This window comes from Solwaraspora sp. WMMA2101, from assembly GCF_049179175.1.
Taxonomy (GTDB): domain Bacteria; phylum Actinomycetota; class Actinomycetes; order Mycobacteriales; family Micromonosporaceae; genus Micromonospora_E.
In genome coordinates, this window is record NZ_JBMHMA010000006.1 from 6,784,898 (window position 1) to 6,803,375 (window position 18,478).

Annotated in this window: 16 protein-coding genes; 5 read left to right on the plus strand and 11 right to left on the minus strand. The window is 72.8% G+C overall.

The window, feature by feature from the left end; all coding sequences use genetic code 11:
- Positions 1-7: 7 nt before the first annotated feature.
- From meaB to ACN28F_RS31720, 9 genes are all read right to left on the minus strand, one after another.
- Positions 8-1,084: a methylmalonyl Co-A mutase-associated GTPase MeaB gene (meaB, locus tag ACN28F_RS31680; protein WP_289206100.1), complete on the minus strand. Its 1,077-nt coding sequence runs from the start codon at positions 1,082-1,084 to the stop codon at positions 8-10.
- A complete protein-coding gene (scpA, locus tag ACN28F_RS31685) occupies positions 1,081-3,192 on the minus strand; it encodes a methylmalonyl-CoA mutase (RefSeq protein WP_421361582.1) in 2,112 nt (703 codons plus the stop codon). Before scpA ends, meaB begins: the two co-directional genes overlap by 4 nt.
- A gap of 92 nt (positions 3,193-3,284) precedes the next feature.
- Positions 3,285-5,177 (minus strand): methylmalonyl-CoA mutase family protein, encoded by a 1,893-nt coding sequence (locus ACN28F_RS31690; protein WP_289206102.1) that lies wholly within the window; start codon positions 5,175-5,177, stop codon positions 3,285-3,287.
- Between the two features lie 112 nt (positions 5,178-5,289).
- A complete protein-coding gene (locus ACN28F_RS31695; protein WP_289206103.1) occupies positions 5,290-5,907 on the minus strand; it encodes a DUF6518 family protein in 618 nt (205 codons plus the stop codon).
- Positions 5,908-5,977: 70 nt separating this feature from the next.
- Positions 5,978-6,829: an oxygenase MpaB family protein gene (locus ACN28F_RS31700; RefSeq protein ID WP_289206104.1), complete on the minus strand. Its 852-nt coding sequence runs from the start codon at positions 6,827-6,829 to the stop codon at positions 5,978-5,980.
- Entirely contained in the window at positions 6,829-8,013 is a 1,185-nt protein-coding gene (locus ACN28F_RS31705) for an MAB_1171c family putative transporter (protein WP_289206105.1), read from the minus strand. The genes ACN28F_RS31700 and ACN28F_RS31705 overlap by 1 nt, the downstream gene beginning before the upstream one ends.
- A gap of 7 nt (positions 8,014-8,020) precedes the next feature.
- Positions 8,021-8,563 carry a hypothetical protein gene (locus tag ACN28F_RS31710; RefSeq protein ID WP_289206106.1) on the minus strand — a complete coding sequence of 181 codons (543 nt, stop codon included), beginning with the start codon at positions 8,561-8,563 and terminating at the stop codon, positions 8,021-8,023.
- 47 nt (positions 8,564-8,610) lie between these two features.
- On the minus strand, positions 8,611-9,081 hold the full coding sequence (locus ACN28F_RS31715) for a helix-turn-helix domain-containing protein (protein ID WP_282227238.1): 471 nt from the start codon (positions 9,079-9,081) through the stop codon (positions 8,611-8,613).
- Between the two features lie 235 nt (positions 9,082-9,316).
- Complete coding sequence (locus ACN28F_RS31720; protein ID WP_421361140.1) at positions 9,317-10,393, minus strand: hypothetical protein; 1,077 nt, start codon at positions 10,391-10,393, stop codon at positions 9,317-9,319.
- A 276-nt stretch (positions 10,394-10,669) separates the two neighbouring features.
- On the opposite strand from ACN28F_RS31720, the gene ACN28F_RS31725 reads away from it, so the two are divergent.
- The 5 genes from ACN28F_RS31725 to ACN28F_RS31745 are packed head-to-tail and all read left to right on the plus strand — an operon-like array spanning position 10,670 to position 16,362.
- Entirely contained in the window at positions 10,670-11,719 is a 1,050-nt protein-coding gene (locus ACN28F_RS31725; RefSeq protein WP_289206108.1) for a LacI family DNA-binding transcriptional regulator, read from the plus strand.
- The gene (locus ACN28F_RS31730; RefSeq protein ID WP_289206109.1) at positions 11,716-13,320 is read left to right on the plus strand and encodes an FAD-dependent oxidoreductase; all 1,605 of its coding nucleotides are present in this window, start codon (positions 11,716-11,718) and stop codon (positions 13,318-13,320) included. The genes ACN28F_RS31725 and ACN28F_RS31730 overlap by 4 nt, the downstream gene beginning before the upstream one ends.
- A gap of 33 nt (positions 13,321-13,353) precedes the next feature.
- On the plus strand, positions 13,354-14,610 hold the full coding sequence (locus ACN28F_RS31735; protein WP_289206110.1) for an ABC transporter substrate-binding protein: 1,257 nt from the start codon (positions 13,354-13,356) through the stop codon (positions 14,608-14,610).
- Positions 14,610-15,527, plus strand: a complete 918-nt coding sequence (locus ACN28F_RS31740; protein WP_289210957.1) for a carbohydrate ABC transporter permease — start codon at positions 14,610-14,612, stop codon at positions 15,525-15,527. The genes ACN28F_RS31735 and ACN28F_RS31740 overlap by 1 nt, the downstream gene beginning before the upstream one ends.
- A complete protein-coding gene (locus ACN28F_RS31745; RefSeq protein WP_289206111.1) occupies positions 15,517-16,362 on the plus strand; it encodes a carbohydrate ABC transporter permease in 846 nt (281 codons plus the stop codon). Before ACN28F_RS31740 ends, ACN28F_RS31745 begins: the two co-directional genes overlap by 11 nt.
- Here ACN28F_RS31745 and ACN28F_RS31750 read toward each other — a convergent pair.
- Together ACN28F_RS31750 and ACN28F_RS31755 are read right to left on the minus strand one after the other, a co-directional pair.
- Positions 16,352-18,022, minus strand: coding sequence for a SulP family inorganic anion transporter (locus ACN28F_RS31750; protein WP_421361141.1), 1,671 nt, complete (start codon positions 18,020-18,022; stop codon positions 16,352-16,354). The two genes, ACN28F_RS31745 and ACN28F_RS31750, sit on opposite strands and share 11 nt — an antisense overlap.
- The gene (locus tag ACN28F_RS31755; RefSeq protein WP_289206113.1) at positions 18,019-18,372 is read right to left on the minus strand and encodes an ArsR/SmtB family transcription factor; all 354 of its coding nucleotides are present in this window, start codon (positions 18,370-18,372) and stop codon (positions 18,019-18,021) included. The genes ACN28F_RS31750 and ACN28F_RS31755 overlap by 4 nt, the downstream gene beginning before the upstream one ends.
- Positions 18,373-18,478: the final 106 nt, after the last annotated feature.

The window sequence follows — 18,478 nt, forward strand, 5'->3', positions numbered from 1 at the left end:
GGCCGGGTCAGGTCGGTGGTGCTGGCTGACGGGAGGTCGGTGGTGCCGGGTCGGCACCGAACGCCGCCAGCAGCCGCGCGGCGGCCTGCGCGGGGGTGAGCTCGCCGGCGAGCACCCGGGCCTCGACGTCCGGGGTCAGCGCGGTCACCGCCGGATGCCGGTGGAGCCGGTCGAGCAGCCCGTCGTGCACCATCGCCCAGACCCACCGTAGCTGCTGCCGCTGCCGGTCGCGGTCCAGGTCGCCGCTGGCCCGGCGGCGGTCCTGGTGGGCGAGCACCTGCTGCCAGACCTCGGCCAGCCCGGTGCCGTCGCGGCCGCTGGCGGTCGACACCGGCACCGTCCAGGCGTCCTGGTCGGTACGCAGCATCCGTAGCGCCCCGGCCAGCTCCCGCGCGGCGGCCCGCGCCTCGACGGCGTGCGCGCCGTCGGCCTTGTTGACCACGACGATGTCGGCGAGCTCCAGCACCCCCTTCTTGATGCCCTGCAGCTGGTCGCCGGTGCGGGCCAGGGTGAGCAGCAGGAACGTGTCGACCATGTCGGCCACCGTGGTCTCGGACTGTCCGACGCCGACGGTCTCGACCAGCACCACGTCGTACCCGCCGGCCTCGACCACCACCATGGCCTCCCGGGTGGCGCGGGCCACCCCACCGAGGGTGCCGGCCGTCGGCGACGGGCGCACGAACGCCGCCGGATCGCCCGCCAGCCGGGCCATCCGGGTCTTGTCACCGAGGATGCTGCCGCCGCTGCGGGCCGACGACGGGTCGACCGCCAGGACCGCGACCCGGTGCCCGTCGTCGGTGAGCTGGGTGCCGAGCGCGTCGATGAAGGTCGACTTGCCGACGCCGGGGACACCGGTCACCCCGACCCGGCGGGCCTGCCCGGCGTAGGGGGACAGCGCGACCAGCATCCGCTGGGCGTGTTCGCGGTGGTCCGGGCGGGTCGACTCGACCAGGGTGATCGCCCGGGCCAGCCAGGCCGGGATGCCGGCGCGGACCCCGGCGACGTAGTCGTCGACCGGCGGCAGCCGTCGAGGTGGTCTGCCGGTGCCGGTCGCCGGTCTCGGGCCGGGGTTGGCCGCGGTCATCCGGCGTCGTCGTCGCCGTGGCCGAGCCGGGCGGACAGGTCGGTGAGCAGATCGACGGCGGCCTCGGCCAGCACCGTACCCGGTGGGAAGATCGCGGCGGCGCCGGCGGCCCGCAGCGCGTCGAAGTCCTGTGGCGGGACCACCCCACCCACGATGATCATGATGTCGTCGCGGCCGAGGGCGGCGAGCTCGTCGCGTAACGCCGGGACCAGGGTGAGGTGCCCGGCGGCGAGCGAGTTGACCCCGACCAGGTGCACGTCGGCCTCGACGGCCTGGCGGGCGACCTCCGGCGGGGTCTGGAACAACGGACCCACGTCGACGTCGAATCCGAGGTCGGCGAAGGCGGTGGCCACCACCTTCTGCCCCCGGTCGTGCCCGTCCTGGCCCATCTTGGCCACCAGGATCCGGGGGCGGCGCCCCTCCGCCTCGGCGAACGCGTCGGCGGCGGCCCGGGCCCGCTCGATCCCCGCCACCGCTCCCGCCTCCTGCCGGTACACCCCGCTGATCGTACGGATCTGCGCGGCGTGCCGACCGTAGACCTCCTCCAACGCCATCGAGATCTCCCCGACGGTGGCCCGCGCCCGCGCCGCCTCGACCGCCAACGCCAGCAGGTTGCCCGACAGGTCGTCCGGGCGGGCCGTCGGGGCGGCCGCCGCCGCCCGGGTCAGCGCCGCCAACGCGGCGACGCAGGCCGGCTCGTCGCGTTCGGACCGTAGCCGCCGCAGCTTCACCAGCTGCGCCGCGCGTACCGCCGTGTTGTCGACCTTGAGCACGTCGACCGGTTCGTCGGCGTCGGGCCGGAACCGGTTGACCCCGATGACCGGCTGGCGTCCGGAGTCGATCCGCGCCTGGGTCCGGGCGGCAGCCTCCTCGATGCGCAGCTTGGGCAGCCCGTCGTCGATCGCCCGGGCCATCCCGCCAGCGGACTCCACCTCCCGGATGTGCGTCCAGGCCCGGTGGGCCAGGTCGTGGGTGAGGCGTTCGACGTAGTGACTGCCGCCCCACGGGTCGATCACGTCGGTGGTGCCCGACTCCTGGGCGAGCAGCAGTTGGGTGTTGCGGGCGATCCGGGCGGAGAAGTCGGTCGGCAACGCGAGCGCCTCGTCGAGCGCGTTGGTGTGCAGCGACTGGGTGTGGCCCTGGGTGGCGGCCATCGCCTCCACGCAGGTGCGGATCACGTTGGTGTAGACGTCCTGGGCGGTCAGCGACCAGCCGGAGGTCTGGCAGTGGGTGCGCAGCGACAGCGACTTCGGGTTGCGGGCACCGGCGTCGCGGACCAGCCGGGCCCAGAGCAGCCGGGCCGCGCGCAGCTTGGCGACCTCCATGAAGAAGTTCATCCCGATCGCCCAGAAGAACGACAGCCGGGGCGCGAAGGTGTCCACGTCGAGCCCGGCGGCCTGCCCGGCGCGCAGGTACTCCACCCCGTCGGCGAGGGTGTACGCCAGTTCGAGGTCCGCCGTCGCCCCGGCCTCCTGGATGTGGTAGCCGGAGATCGAGATGGAGTTGAACTTCGGCATCCGCGCCGAGGTGTAGGCGAAGATGTCGGAGATGATCCGCATCGACGGCCCGGGCGGGTAGATGTAGGTGTTGCGGACCATGAACTCCTTGAGAATGTCGTTCTGGATGGTCCCGGTCAGCTGGTGCGGCTCGACGCCCTGCTCCTGCGCGGCGACGATGTAGAGGGCCAGCACCGGCAGCACCGCGCCGTTCATCGTCATCGACACGCTCATCTTCTCCAGCGGGATGCCGTCGAAGAGCTGGCGCATGTCGTAGATGGAGTCCACGGCCACGCCGGCCATTCCGACGTCGCCGGCCACCCGGGGGTGATCGGAGTCGTACCCCCGGTGGGTGGCCAGGTCGAACGCGATGGACAGGCCCTTCTGCCCGGCGGCCAGGTTGCGCCGGTAGAACGCGTTGGACTCCTCGGCGGTGGAGAAGCCGGCGTACTGGCGGATGGTCCACGGCTGGGTGGTGTACATCGTCGGGTACGGTCCGCGCAGGTACGGCGCCTGCCCGGGGACCGTGTCGAGGAAGTCCAGCCCGGCGGTGTCGGCGTCGGTGTACAGCGGCGCGACGGTGATGCCCTCCGGCGTGTGCCAGCCCGGCAGCCCGGCCGTCGGCGGGTCTGCGGCCCCTCGGCCGGTCGGGTCGGCCGTCGACCCGTCAGTCGGGTACAGCGGGGCCTGTCGGAAATCCGGGATCACCGGGGCACCCCCAGAGCGTCGAGCGTGGCGTCGAGCACCGCCAGGGCGTCGCAGCCGGCGTACAGGTAGCCGTCGAAGCGGCCGTCGGCGTCCGGCGCACCGGCCAGCAGGACCCGGCGGGCGCCGGCGGCGACCAGCGCGTCGGCCACCGGCCGTGCGGCGGTGGCGTAGGCGTCGTCGGTGCCGGCGAGGCAGACCACGGCGGTGGGTGCGGTCCTGAGCGCGGCGGCGAGCACCGCCGGGTCGTCGGCCGGGTCACCGACCCGTCTGGTGGCGACGCCGCCGGCGGCGAACAGGTTGGCCGCGAACCCGGCGCGGGCACCGTGCGCGGCCAGCGGCCCGAGCGTGGCGAGCAAGACCGTCGGGCGGGAGCCGGTGGCCTCGGCATACGCGTCGGCGCGGTCCCGGCGGGCCTCGAAACCCTCGGCGAGATAGCGGCGGGGCAGCCCGCCGCCGGGCACCGGCCCGGCCGGGGGCCGGGCGGGCCGCCGCTCGGTGAGGTCGGCGAACTCGCTGACCCCGGTGACCGGGCGACGCCGGTGGGCGATGTCCTCGGCGCGGCGCTGCCACACCGCGTCGATCCGGTCGGCGACGAGCCCACTGGTCAGGGCGGCCACCGCGCCGCCGGCCCGTTCGATCTCGGTGAACCAGTCCCAGGCGGCGCTGGCGAGGTCCGCGGTGAGCCGCTCGACGTACCAGGAGCCGCCGACCGGGTCGAGCACCCGACCGAGGTGCGCCTCGGCGAGCAGCACCGACTGGGTGTTGCGGGCGATCCGGCGGGCGAACCCGTCGGGCAGCCCGAGGCGGGCGTCGAACGGTGCCACGGTGACGGCGTCCGCGCCGCCGACCCCGGCGGCGAAGCAGGCGACCGTGGTCCGCAGCATGTTCACCCAGGGGTCGCGGGCGGTCATCATCGTCGACGAGGTGACCGCGTGCTGGCGCTGTCCGCCCACCTCGGACACCCCGCACAGCTGCGCGATCCGGGCCCAGCACTGCCGGGCCGCCCGCAGCTTGGCGATGGTGGCGAACTGGTCGGCGCTCGCCGCGTACCGGAACTCCAGCTGGTCGAAGGCGTCGCGTGGGCCCAGCCCGGCGTCGGTGAGCGCCCGCAGGTAGGCCAGCCCGGTGGCCAGCGCGGCACCGATCTCCTGGGCGTCGCTGCCGCCGGCGTCGTGGTAGACGGTGGCGTCCACGACGACGCCGCGCAGCCGCTGCGCCGGTGCCGCGTATTCGGCGAGCTCCCGTACCACGGACAGGTCGGCCGGCTGCCCGGTGCGGGCCAGCCAGCCGATCGGGTCCGCCCCGAGGTTGCCGGCCAGCGCGTGCGGCCCGACGCCCTGCGCGGTGGCGAGCGCCAGGTACGCCCGGGCGGCGTCGACGGCGTCGGCACCGGCGTCGAGGATCACCGGGGCCAGGTCCAGCAGGACGCCGTCGAGCGCGTCGGCGAGCTGGGTCGGCCGTAGTCCGCTGGCGGCCAGGTCGATCCAGAGCGAGGTGGTGCCGTTGGCGAGGTCGGCCAGGGCCGCCTGCCGGACCGCGGCGGGATCCGGTTCGGTGTAGCGCTGGCGGACGTCCCAACCGGCGACGGTCTCGGCCGGGTCGGTGCCACCGGCACCTCCGCCGTCGCGGCGGGCCGCCGCGCCCCGGACGAACGGCGCCGATCCGGGTACGCCGACGGCCGGCGCGGTCGTCGGGCGGGTGTACAGCGGTCGGCGGGGGATGTCGTCGTACGTGGTGGTGGTCAGCAGGTCGTCGACGGCGTCCGCAGGGGTGTCCGGACCGGCCGCCCCGGAGCGGCGCAGGACGGCGAGCGCGAGTCGCCGCCAGTCCTGCGGGGTGGCCGGCGGGAAGCCGGCGGCCAGGTCCAGACTCTCAGTGGGCACCGCCATGAACGAATGTTAAGGGCAGTGGGTGCGCCTGGCGTGGGCCGGAGCCGCACTGTGACGGCTTCCACCGGTCGGTGGACGACCGCGTGGTGTGCCTCGGAGGACCGTCGAGCGGTCAGCCGAAGCCGCCGAGCCGGAACGCGGCGAAGCCGAGAGCGGCCAGTGGCAGTGCCACCGCAAGGCCGCGCAGTCGGACGCTGGTGCGGCGTCCGGCGAGGAGTACGACGGCCACCGCGAGGGCGATGTTGATTATGAGGAGCCAGAGCGGGTCCCGGCCGTACCGTGGGTCGCCGATGTCGCGCGCGTGCAGCGCGGCCTCGGCCAGCAGCACCGCGCCGGGCAGGGCCACCCCGACGACCTGTCGCCACCCGTGCCCGCGTGCCCAGGTGCCGCCGATGCCGAAGACCACCCCGGCCAGCACTCCGAAGGCCATCCAGAGCAGCGCGGTCGGCGCCCACATGATGGCCAGGTCGTCGCCCTGGATGAGGGTCGCCGCCAGGTAGTAGCTCGGCACGGCGACGACCAGGGCGCCGGCCCCGCCGACCGCCGCGCGCAGCCAGCCGGTACGGACCCAGTAGCCGAAGCCGAAGGCGGCGACCGCCCAGACGGCGCTGGAGTTGCCCAGCTCCGCGAAGGGGTACGGCAGGGACGCGATCCACACGAAGTCGAGGAAGCCGAGCAGGAATCCGCCGACGACGGCGACGGCAGCGACCTGAGGGGTGTTCGGTTTCATGGCGAGCGAGCATACCGGGTATGTATCGACGGTCGGGTCTGCGGTGCCCGGATCCTGGGGATCTCCGCTGTCAGTGACCGGCTGGGCCGAGTTCGGCGATCTCGTAGCCGTCGGGATAGGTCGGGGTACGGATGACCCCGTCGGCGAAGATCGGCGTCCGGCGGGGCCGGGCCAGTCGACGCAGCAGCCCGGCCCGCAGCCGCAGCACCAGGTGCACTCCCGTCCGGACCGCCGCCGACGGGGCCGCCACGTCCGTCGCCGCCCGGAGCCGTTCGTCGTAGATCGCCGCGACCAGGGCGTCGCCGAACGGGGCGAGCGGCCGGGGCACCCGACCGCGCAGCAACGCCCGCGTCGCCCGTTCGATCGTCGCCGCGTCGGCGCTGTACCGCAGGTGCCGCCGGTCGTGCTCGTCGAACCAGTCGGCGAACTCCTGGTAGGAGCCGGGAATGTCGGTGATGCCCATCAGCCCGCCCAACTGACGGTAGTAATGGTAGGCGGCGGCCCGCTCGTGACAGCACGGCTGGCGCCATCCGTACCGCTGCAGCCAGCGGATCGGGACGACCACCAGGCAGCCGAGCACGTAGCGGTAGTCGTCGTCGGCGATGTCGTAGTGACGGTGGATCCGGTTGGTCCGGCGCACCGCCTCCCGTCCGCGCGGATGGTCGAAGCCGTGCAGCAGCATCTCGTACATCAGCAGACCGGTGTCGTCGATCCGCTTGCGGGTGTGCCGCAGCAGTTCACCCGTGCCCACATGCACGGCGGCGATCCGGGGCAGCGAGAACGACCGGTTGAACGCCAGGTTGAGCCCGAGCTTGCTGTCCCAGGGGAACTCGTGGCGCACCATCGTCTGGTAGATCTCGAGATAGTCCCGCCGTGGGTCGAGGGCGCGGATCCGCCGCAGGTTGGCATACCGGTCCCGCATCAGAGGTCCTTCAGCGCCTGGTCGATCATCGTGGATCTGGTGTACCACCGGGCGACCCGGGCGAGCCAGGCAACCTCGCCAAGGTATCCGTCCGGCGGGTCGTGCGGTTCGGAGAAGTCCGGGCGGTCCGCCAAGGTGCCGGCACGGGCCTGACGGGTGCCGGCGGCGATCATCGCCGCCTCCACCACGGCCGCCCGGTCGGCGGCGGCCAGGCCGGCCCGGGTGGCGCGCCGGTCGGCGGCGACGGCCACCCGCTCGTCGATGTACGGGCGCAGCGCCAACCGGCCGTCGCGGATCTCGGTGATCCGCCGGTGCAGCGCGTAGTCGATGTCGCGCAGCGCGACCCACCGTCGGTGGGCACGCTCGTCGAGCACGAGGTGCGGTTGCGCCCCGGCGACCGCGTGCCACAGCGGGCCCAACCGGTGCCAGGCGCGTTGCCGCCGCAGCCAGCGCCGGCCGGCGTCGAGGGCGGGACCCCAGGTCGGCAGGGTGAGCCCGATGAGCATCGCCAGGGCGCCGATGGTCACCAGGACGGCGGCGATCTCGGCCTCCCCGCCAGGGCGGTGGCCGAGCCGGTAGGCGAGCAGGTAGCCGGTCTTGACCGCACAGTAGGCCAGCGCCGTCGTCGCCCCGAACGCGGTGATCCGCAGTCCCCGCCGCAGCCACCGGCGTGGGGTGACCAGCGAGAACCGCCAGCAGAGGCGAGCCAGGTCGGCGGCGTACGCCACGAAGGCGCACAGGTAGACGACCAGGTACGCGGCGACCGCCGGATGCGCCGCGTCCTCGACGGTCAACCTGACCGGCGGGTCGGCCGACACCGTGGCCGACCAGAGCAGGGTGAGCAGGCAGAACGCGACGAGCGAGGCGATCACCCGGCGTCGGGCCCGGCGGGCGGCGACAGCGGGCGGCAGGGCGAGGAACAGCAGGAGGATCTCCGAGTTGGCAGCCACCGCCATGACCCCGGCGTGGGCGAGCAGCTTCGCCAGGTTCGGCAGCCCGGTGGTGCTGTCGACGGCGACGGCGACCGGGCCGACCGCGAAGGTGACGCCGGCGGCATAGGCGAGGAACGCGTACACCATCGCGCGGAGCACCCGGTTGTCCCGGTCGCGTCGCAGATCGCGCAGCTTGTAGCCGAAGGCGTACCAGCCGGCGGCGGCGCAGACGGCGTACAGGGCGGTGGCCATCGCCTGTCTACCGGGGCGGCGGCTCGAGGCCGTGCCGCAGCCGTGCCGCCAGCGCGCTCTCCGCCGACGGGTCGGCACCGGCCGCTGCCGCACCGTCGGCGCGCACGGCCAGCTCCAGCAGGACGGTCGCCATCATCTCGGCCTCCTGCTCCTCGCCGCGACTGTAGACACCGGTGCGGTGGAGCACCCGGTGCACCAGGGTGGGTCGCAGCGCCGGCATCAGCAACTGGCTCGCCTGCTGGTCGTCGAGGGCGAGCGCGCGATGGTCGAACAGGATGTGGCCGAGTTCGTGGGCGACGATGTGGTCGCGGTGCACCTGGCTGGTGCGTTCCTCGAAGGCGATGACGTGGCCGGCGTCGGTGAAGAAGGTCAACCCGAAGGGCGCACCGGCGGGCATCGGTACGCCGACCAGGGTGATGCGCTGGCCGAGAACCGCCCCGACCTGCCGACACAACTGTGCGGCGTCGAACGGCCGGGGCATCCGCAGGCCCCGGTCCTGCAGCTGCCGCAGCCGGGTCAGGCAGGTCCGTCGCAGCTCGGATGACTTCATGTCCGTGCTTCCCTCAGTTTCGTCCACCCGTTGCCACTGCATGACGATCACGAGGTGGGGCGTCCGTCGGTGGCGGTGCCGTCGTCGGTGCGGGGCGCCTGCAACGCCTGCATGACCCGGTCGAGGATGTCGCCGACCGCGTCCAACTGCTCCTCGGGCAGCGCGCTCAGCCGGGTCGCGACGGCCCGGACCTTCAGGTTGCGCATCGCCTGCAGGGCGTGCAGATCCCGTTCGATCTCGCCGGAGCGGCGTCGGTCGAAGAAGAAGGCGGGGTCGACGTCGAAGAAGTCGGCGAGGGCCTCCAGATGTTCCTTGGTCGGGTTGGTTCGCCGGCCGGTGCGCAGTTGCCAGATGTACACGTCGGAGATCGACCCACCTCGCTCCCGGATGGCGTCGGCGACCTCCCGCGAGGTGTAGGGGTCGCGGCCGGCCGGCCGGACGGTGTCGAAGAGCAGGTTGAGTTTGTCGGCCAGGGTGGATCCCGATCCGGCAGGGGGGGTGGGGCCGCCGCCCGTCACGGCTACCTCCGTCGGATGTGCAGCTGGTATTAGTCAGATTCGTGCTGTCGGTTAATATTGGTTGACGGCAGCACGCGGAGTCAGTATACGATCACCACCTGGGGTTGACCAACCCGTGCGGCGGGCGACCTCGATGCCGCTGGTGCGGTGAGGGGCGCGGAACGGGGGCGCCCCTCACCCCACCAGCCAGCGGTACCCGGCGTCCGCCACCGAGAGCCGACCTACCGGCCGACGGTCACTGGACCGCCCGGGCCACCGCGATCCGGGTGCGGCCGCGCTGGCCGGCCTCGTAGAACATGTACTGCACGCCGCGGTCGGTGCCGAACGCCGGTGCCGCCACCCGGCCGTTGTCCGGGGCGCCGGTCAGCGGAGCGTGGAACACGCCGAGGTGGACCTCCCGGTCGAAGTTGTCGCCGACCTCGGTCAGGTACATCCGACCCGATCCGCCGTGGTAGACGACGTAGGTGGTGCCGTTGCGGTGCAGCAGATGCGCGCCGCTGAGATCGCTCAACCCGTCGCCGGACGGGCTGACCAACGGTTGCGGGTCGAACTGCCAGCTGCGGCCGTCGGCCGACCAGCCCCAGAAGATCTTCCGGAAGCCCGGTCGGACCGTGTGGTATCCCATGTAGACCATCACGTACCGGCTGCCCAGAGCGGGGATGCGGTGCTCGAAGACCCGCGCGTACGACGCCTCGGTGAGGTTCGGGACCATCGCCGTCGACAGCACCACCCCGTGGTACGTGAACCGCACGCCGTCCGACGAGATCGCCAACCGGGTGGTGTCGTTGTCGCCGTGGAAGTACAGATAGAACTGCCGGGTCGCGCTGTTCCACAGCACGTGCGGCGAGGAGACGTGCTCGACCGAGTAGTGCGGTGACCAGTCGCGCCGGACGATCGGGTTGCCGGCGTACTCGGTGAACGGGCCGGCCAGTGAGTTGCCGTAGGCCAGGCAGATCCCGCCGGGCCGGTCGTGTGGGGCGTAGTACAGGTAATAGCGGGCCAGCCCGCCGCTGATCCGGTCGTACACCCCACGGACGCAGGGGAAGATCAGCTCGCCGGTCGGGTTGTAGCGCAGGTTGGCGTGGTCCAGCGGCTGCCCGAGGTAGGCGTAGGCCGGGAATCCGGCGGGTGCGGCGCTGGCGGGTCCGGTGCCGACGGACAGCCCGCCGAGGCCGCCGGCCACGGCGGTGGCGCCGAGCAGGGCGGTGCCACGCAGTAGCTGGCGACGGTCGAGGCCGGCCGGGTGCCGGCGATCCGGTCCGGTTTCGGGTTCGGTTTCGGGGGAGTGCGCGGAGCGGGGGAACGGGCGCATGGGGTGGCCTTTCCGACACGTGGGCGGTGGACCGGGGGAGTCCACGGCGTCGTCACTGGCAGTCAGGTGAGGTGGAGCGGCCGGCCGAGCCCTCGTGTTGGCTGAGTCTGCGCGCGGTCGGATCGCCGCGTCAAGGCGCTAATACGAATTATCACCGGAACTTCGATCGGTGACACGCGACCTCGCAGGGGGTTGACGGGAACCGCCGACAGGGTTCAGGATCTCAGCCCAACGGAAACTAATGCGTATTAGCAGAGAAACGGACGGACACCGACAGTGACCGGATCTCGTCGACGGGTCACCCAGCAGGACATCGCCCGGATGACCGGCGTCAGCCAGGCGACGGTCTCCCTGGTGCTCAACGGCCGTGCCGACGCCGACGTACGGATCGCGCCGGAGACCCGCGACCGGGTGCTCGCCGCGATCCGCGCCACCGGCTACGTCGCCGACCCGGTCGCCCGCCGGCTCGCCGACCGCCACAACCGCATCCTCGGCGTGTTCACCTCCGAACCGGTGTTCCCCAGCGGTACCGGCGACTTCTACCACCCCTTCCTGCTCGGCATCGAACAGTGCGCCGAGCACCTCGGCTGCGACCTGCTGCTGCTCACCAGCGCCCCGGTCCTCGACGGGCGGCGTCGACTGTTCCACCAGGACAACCGGCTACGGCTGGCCGACGGCTGCGTCCTGCTCGGCCGTCAGCTCGATCCCGCCGAACTGACCCGGCTGCTCGCCGACGGACTGCCGTTCGTCTCCGTCGGACGGCGCGACGACGCCGGTGGCCCGGTGCCGTACGTCGGTGCCGACTACCCCGCCGCCACCGCCGCGCTGGTGGGTCGCGCCGTCGCACTGGGCCACCGTCGGCTCACCTACCTGGGCCAGGGCGACGGCCCGGAGTCGCACGCCGACCGGATGCGCGGATTCCGTACCGCCGCCGTGGCCGCCGGCGTCGAGTGGCGGCACGAGCCGACCGCCGGCCGTGACCCGGCCGAGCTGCTCGACGCGATCACGGCCGGCACCTGCACCGCCGTGTTCGCCGAGGAGTACGCCGACGGCGTCGCGCTCGCCGTACAGGCCCGCCAGCGGGGGCTGGACGTCCCGGCCGACCTGTCCATCGTGGCCCTGGGTGACCCGACCCGGCCGGCCCGCGCCGATCTGGACCTCACCGGTTTCCGGATCCCCCGGCAGCAGATGGGCTGGCAGGCGGTCGAGGTCCTGACGGCGGCGCTGCGGGGCACCACGGCCGCGCCCGTGCAGCGGCTGCTGCCCTGCGAGGAAGTCGTCGGCGCCACCCTGGCGTCGCCAACCGGAAGGAACCCGGCACAGTGACGGAGTACGGCTGCGACATCCTGGTCGTCGGCGGTGGACTGGGCGGGGTGGCCGCCGCGGTCGGCGCGCTACGCGCCGGGCGCACGGTGGTGCTCACCGAGGAACACGACTGGCTCGGCGGGCAGCTGACCAGTCAGGCGGTCCCGCCGGACGAGCACTCCTGGGTGGAGCGGTTCGGCGTCACCGCCAGCTACCGCGCGCTGCGTGAGGGCATCCGCGACTACTACCGGCGGCACTATCCGCTGACCGAGGCGGCCCGCGCCCAGCGCGAACTCAACCCCGGCGGCGGGCACGTCAGCCGGCTCTGCCACGAGCCCCGGGTCGCCGTCGCGGTCATCGAGGCGATGCTGGCGCCGTACCGGGGATCCGGACAGCTGCGGGTGCTGCAGCCGTACCGGCCGGTCGCCGCCGACACCGACGGCGACCGGGTCACCGCGGTCACCGTCGCGCACCGCGACGGCGGCGGCGAGATCACCATCACCGCGCCGTACGTGCTGGACGCCACCGAGACCGGTGAGCTGCTGCCGCTGACCGGCACCGAGTACGTCACCGGCTTCGAGTCGCGGGCCGACACCGGCGAGCCGAGCGCCCCCGACGTGGCCGACCCGACCAACATGCAGGCGGTGTCGGTCTGTTTCGCCATCGACCACGTCGACGGTGACCACACCATCGACCGGCCGGCCCGGTACGGGTTCTGGCGCGACTACCAGCCGCCCTTCTGGGGCGACCGGATGCTGTCGTTCCGCTCACCCAACCCCCGTACCCTGCAGATCGGCCAGCGCAGCTTCACCCCGAACCCCGACGACGACCCGCTCGCCGTCGTCGCCGACCAGCGGCTCAGCCCCGGCGACGGCAACCTGTGGACGTTCCGGCGGATCGCGGCGCGCCGGATGTTCCGTCCAGGGGCGTACGCCAGCGACATCTGCCTGGTCAACTGGCCGATGATCGACTACTTCGAGTCGCCGGTGATCGACGTGCCCGACCCGGCCCACCACCTCGCCGCCGCCCGGGAACTGTCCCGCAGCGTGCTCTACTGGCTGCAGACCGAGGCACCCCGCCCCGACGGCGGCACCGGCTTCCCCGGCCTGCGGCTGCGCGGCGACGTCACCGGCGGCACCGACGGGCTCGCCCAGGCCCCGTACATCCGGGAGTCGCGCCGGATCCGGGCCGAGTACACCGTCGTCGAACAGGACCTGTCGCTGGCGGTACGCGGCGACAAGGGCGCGGTGCGCTACCCCGACCCGGTCGGCGTCGGCATGTACCGCATCGACCTGCACCCCTCCACCGGCGGCGACAACTACGTCGACGTCGCCGCCTGCCCCTTCGAGATCCCGCTCGGCGCGCTGCTGCCGCAGCGGATGCGCAACCTGCTACCCGCCGGCAAGAACATCGGCACCACCCACATCACCAACGGCGCGTACCGGCTGCACCCGGTCGAGTGGAACGTCGGCGAGGCCGCCGGCACCCTCGCCGCGTACTGCCTGGACCGGCGGGTCGAACCCCACGCGGTACGCGCCGACACCGACCTGTTCGCCGACTACTGCACCGGGCTCGACGCCGCCGGTGTCGAACGACGCTGGCCGGACGTGACCGGCTACTGACCTCACCCGTCACCTGAGGAAGGACCCCACGACATGAGAACCCGGATAGCGACCGCGGCCCTGGCGGCCAGCCTGCTCGGCGTCGCCGCCTGCGGCGGGGACGACGGCGGCACCGACGGCCCGGTCTCGTTGCGGATGACCATCTGGTCGGCCAACGAGGCACACCTGGCGCTGTTCGACGAGATCGCCGACGCCTACCTCGCCGACAACCCGGACGTGGCCGCGATCAGTTTCGACCCGTTGCCGTTCGAGAACTACACCACCACACTGACCACGCAGATCGCCGGCGGCAACCCGCCCGACCTGGCCTGGATCTTCGAAAGCTCGGCACCGGACTTCGTCACCTCGGGCGCGCTCGCCCCGCTCGACGAGGTGGTCACCGACGCCGACGACCTGGTCGACTCGGCCACCGCGCTGTGGCGCGACGGCGACACCCTCTACGCGTACCCCTTCTCGACCTCGCCGTTCGGCGTCTTCGTCAACCGCGACCTGATCGCCGAGGCCGGCCGGCCCGACCCGGCCGCGCAGCTCGCGGCAGGGGAGTGGACCTGGGCCAACGCGGTCGACACCGCCGCTGCGGTCAACGCGGCCACCGACCGGGCGGGACTGGTCATCCGGGACTTCGACTACCAGGGCTGGGACTACCTGTCCACCGCGTGGACCGGCTGGGGTGCGCAAGCCTGGAGCGACGACGGGCGCGAGTGCGGCTTCACCGAGCCGGCGATGGTCGACGCGATGACCTTCCTGCACGAGGCGATCTTCACCGCCGGCGCGCTGCCCGGCCCGGGCACCACCGCGGACTTCTTCGCCGGCGAGGCCGCGCTGACGATCACCCAGATCTCCCGGGCCTCGCTGCTGGAGGACGGCGCGTTCGACTGGGACCTGCTGCCGCTGCCGGCCGGCCCGGCCGGCGAGTACGCGGTGATCGGTCAGGGCGGTGTCGCGGTGCTGCAACGCGGCCCGAACGCCGAGGCCGCCGCAGACTTCCTGGGCTACCTCACCAACCCGGAGAACTCCGCCAAGCTGGCGCGGTTCTTCCCGCCGCCCCGGCAGTCGCTGCTGACCGCCGACACCCTGGCGCAGACCAACCCGCTGCTCACGCCGGAGCAGCTGCAACAGGTCGTCATCGACGGCATCGCCGCCGGGGTGGTCAAGCCCAGCCACACCGACAGCGCCGAGATCAACCAGGCGGTCCGGGCCGCCCTCGACCCGATGTGGCAGGCCGACGCGGACGTGGCCGGCGTACTCACCGGGGTCTGTACGGCGATCGCGCCGCTGCTGGCCGGGTGATGCCGGCCCGGTCGGTGGCGGTAGCCCGGCCCGGCTGGTGGACCATCCACCGCCGGGACCAGGCCGCCGGCTACCTGTTCGTCACCCCGCAGCTCGTCGGCACGGCGGTGTTCGTGCTGGTGCCGCTGGGCCTGGTCGGCTGGTACAGCCTGCACGAGTGGAACGTACTGGCCGGCACGTTCGAGTTCACCGGCGCGGACAACTACCGGCAGCTGGCCGACGATCCCGCGCTGCCGGGCGTGCTGCGGGCCACCGCCCTGTTCTCCATCGGCCTGGTGACGGTCAACCTTGCCCTGGCGTTGCTGCTGGCGGTGCTGCTCAACCAGAAGCTGCGCGGCACCGTCGTGTTCCGGACGCTGTTCTTCTCACCGGTGGTCGTGTCCCTGGTCGCCTGGACCATCGTCTGGCGGTTCCTGCTGCAGGCCGACGGTGGCGTCAACGGCCTGCTCGGCACCCTCGGCGTCGACGGGCCGAACTGGCTGCGCGGCGAGGCCACCGCCATGGTCGCGGTGATCGTCGTGCAGGTGGTCAAGAACGTCGGCCTCAACATGGTGCTGTTCCTGGCCGCGCTGCAGGGTGTGCCGGGGGAGCTGTACGAGGCCGCCCGGGTCGACGGGGCCAGCCGGTGGACCCAGTTCCGGCGGATCACCGTACCGCTGATCAGCCCGACCATCCTGCTCACCTCGATCATCACCGTGGTCGGGTCGCTGCAGGTGTTCGCGCAGATCGCGGTGCTCACCCAGGGCGGGCCGGGCAACGCGACCACGGTGCTCGTCTACTACCTCTACCAGCAGGCGTTCCAGTTCCACCACTTCGGCTACGGGGCGACCCTGTCGGTGCTGCTGTTCGGCATCGTGCTGGCGTTGACCGTGGTGCAGTGGCAGATGCGTCGGAGATGGGTGTTCCATGAGCAGTAGCACGCTCTCGCCACGGGCGAAGCTCGCCCTGTACGGCGTACTGCTGGTCCTCGCCGTGCCGTTCGTCTTCCCCACCTGGTGGATGGTCACCTCGTCGGTGAAGCCGGTGAGCCAGATCTTCGCCTTCCCGCCGACGCTGTGGCCGGCCGACGCCAGTCTCGCCGCCTACCGCGACGTGTTCACCCTGCAGCCGTTCGCCCGGCAGTACTGGAACAGTGCGTACATCGCCGCCGTGGTCACCGCCGGCACCCTGGCGGTGTCGTCGCTGGCCGGCTACGCCTTCGCCCGGATCCGGTTCCGGGGCCAGCAGGCGCTGTTCCTGCTGGTCCTGGTCGGCCTGCTGATCCCCAGCGAGGTGACGATCGTCCCGCTGTTCCAGATGTTCAACCAACTGGGCCTGATCGACACCCACTGGCCGCTGATCCTGGTGCCGATCTTCGGTGCGCCGAGCGTGCTGGCCACCTTCATCATGCGGCAGTTCTTCCTGGCCCTGCCCGGGGAGTTGGAGGAGGCGGCCCGGGTCGACGGGCTCGGCCGGTTCGCCACCTTCTGGCGGATCGCGCTGCCGTTGGCCCGTCCGGCGTTGGGCGCGGTGGCGATCTTCACCTTCCTGCACAGCTGGAACCTCTACCTGGAGCCGATCGTGTTCCTGTCCACCCCGGAGAAGTTCACCCTGCCGCAGGCGTTGACCCAGTTCGTCGACGCGTACGGCGGGCCGATGTGGAACGTGCAGCTGTCGGCGGCGTCGCTGACCGCGATCCCGGTGCTGATCGTCTTCGTCATCGCCCAGCGGCAGTTCATCGAGGGCCTGGCGCACACCGGCCTCAAGGGGTGACGCCGTCGTCCCGGGCCCGGTCCACCTGGCCGAGGGCGGTTCGGGCGGCGGCGATCGCCTCCGGTGTGTCGGAGAAGACCCGGCCGAGTCCGTCCAGCCGGGGCAGCAGCCCGTACGCGGTGAGCGCCTTGCGGTGCTCGGGCCGCAACCCGGACAGGTGGACGACGATGCCGCGCCGTTCCAGCCGCTGCACGACGTCGCGCAGCACCATCGCGCCGGAGGCGTCGATGGTCGACACCCGCGACATCCGCAGGATCACCACCCGTACGTCGGCGACCTCGGACAACTCCAGCAGGAACCGGTGGGCGGCGGCGAAGAACAACGGCCCGTCCAGCCGGTACGCCACGATGTGCTCGGCCAGCAGCGCCTGCTCCTCGGCACGGTGGTCGCCGGTGTCCAGCGGCACCCGGTCCAGCCGTACCGTCTGGGCGATCTTGCGAAGGGCCAGGCCGCCGGCGACGACCAGCCCGACCAGCACGGCGGTGACCAGGTCCAGCAGGACGGTGGTCGCGGCGGTCAGCGCCATGACGGCCCCGTCCGAGCGCGACGCGCGGGCCAGCGCGGTGAGCGCGCTCACCTCGACCATCCGGACGGCGGTGGCGATCAGCACCCCGGCCAGCGCGGCCAACGGGATCCGGGCGACCAGCGGGGCCGCCGCGACGAGGATCACCGCCAGGATCACCGCGTGGGACAGCGCGGCCAGCCGCGAGGTGGCGCCGGCCCGGACGTTGACGGCGGTCCGGGCGATCGCGGCGGTCGCCGGCACCCCACCGAACAGCGGGGTCACCAGGTTGGCGACGCCCTGGCCGAACAGTTCCCGGTCCGGGTCGTGCCGCTGCCCGACCGACATGCCGTCGGCGACGGTGGCCGACAGCAGGCTCTCCAGGGCGGCCAGGGCGGCCACCGCGATCGCGGCGGTCGCCAGGGCGGGCACCGCCGCCGGGTCCAGGAAGGCAAGCGACGGCGCGGGCAGGCTGGCGGGCAGGGCGCCGATGGTCGCGGTCGGCAGCCCGGTCGCCACCGTCGTCACGGTCACCGCCGCGACCGCCAGCAGGGAGAACGGGACGGTCGGTCGCCACCGTGCTCCGACCAGCATCGCGGCGGCCACGGCGAGGGCGATCAGCAGCGACGGCCACCGGGGCGCCGCGACGAAGGCCGCGACGGCCTGTCCGGCCATCGTCAGCACCCGTTCGCCGTGGACCTGTACGCCGAGGGCGGCCGGGATCTGCTGCAGCAGGATCACCGCGGCGATGCCGGCGGTGAACCCCTCGATCACCGGCGCCGGGATGTAGCGGGCGACCTGGCCGGCCCGTACCAGCGCCAGCAGGATCAGGATCAGCCCGGCCAGCAGGCCGACGGTGAGCACCCCGCTGGGCCCGTACGCCGCCACGATCGGCACCAGCACCACGGTCATCGCCCCGGTCGGGCCGCTGACCTGCAGGTTCGATCCACCGAAGAGTGCCGCCAGGGTGCCGGCGACCACGGCGGTGACCAGCCCGGCGGCAGCGCCGAGTCCGGAGGCGACGCCGAAGCCGAGGGCGAGCGGCAGGGCCACGATCGCCACGGTGAGCCCGGCCAGCAGGTCACGGCCGGGCTGTCGGCGGACCGCCCGCCAGTCGGCGGCCTGCGGCAACAGACGGCGTACGGCGGTGGTGTTCACCGGCGACCCGAGGTGGCGTCGGGGGATGCCTGACGCAGCGCGACGAGCAGTTCGGTCTGGTCGACCAGCATCTCGGTGAGGATTCGCCGGGCGGCGCGCATCAGATCCGCCACGTCCGGCCCGGCCAGGGCGTAGGTGACGGCGGAGCCGTCCCGGCTGGAGACCACGATCCCGGCCCGGCGCAGCACCGCGAGCTGTTGGGACAGGTTCGACGCCTCGACGTCGATCTCGGCGAGCAGTTCGCGCACCTGGCGGGGGCGTTCGCCGAGGAGTTCGAGCACCCGGATCCGCACCGGGTGGCCGAGCATCCGGAAGAACTCGGCCTTCTTCTGGTACAGCGGTACTGGCATGTGTGCAATTGAAGACTTCTTCAAGCCGTCATTCGTCACCGGGGGTCCGTGCTGTGCGAATCCTCACTGACCGACACCTGGTCCCGCCACCGACGCACCGGTGGCG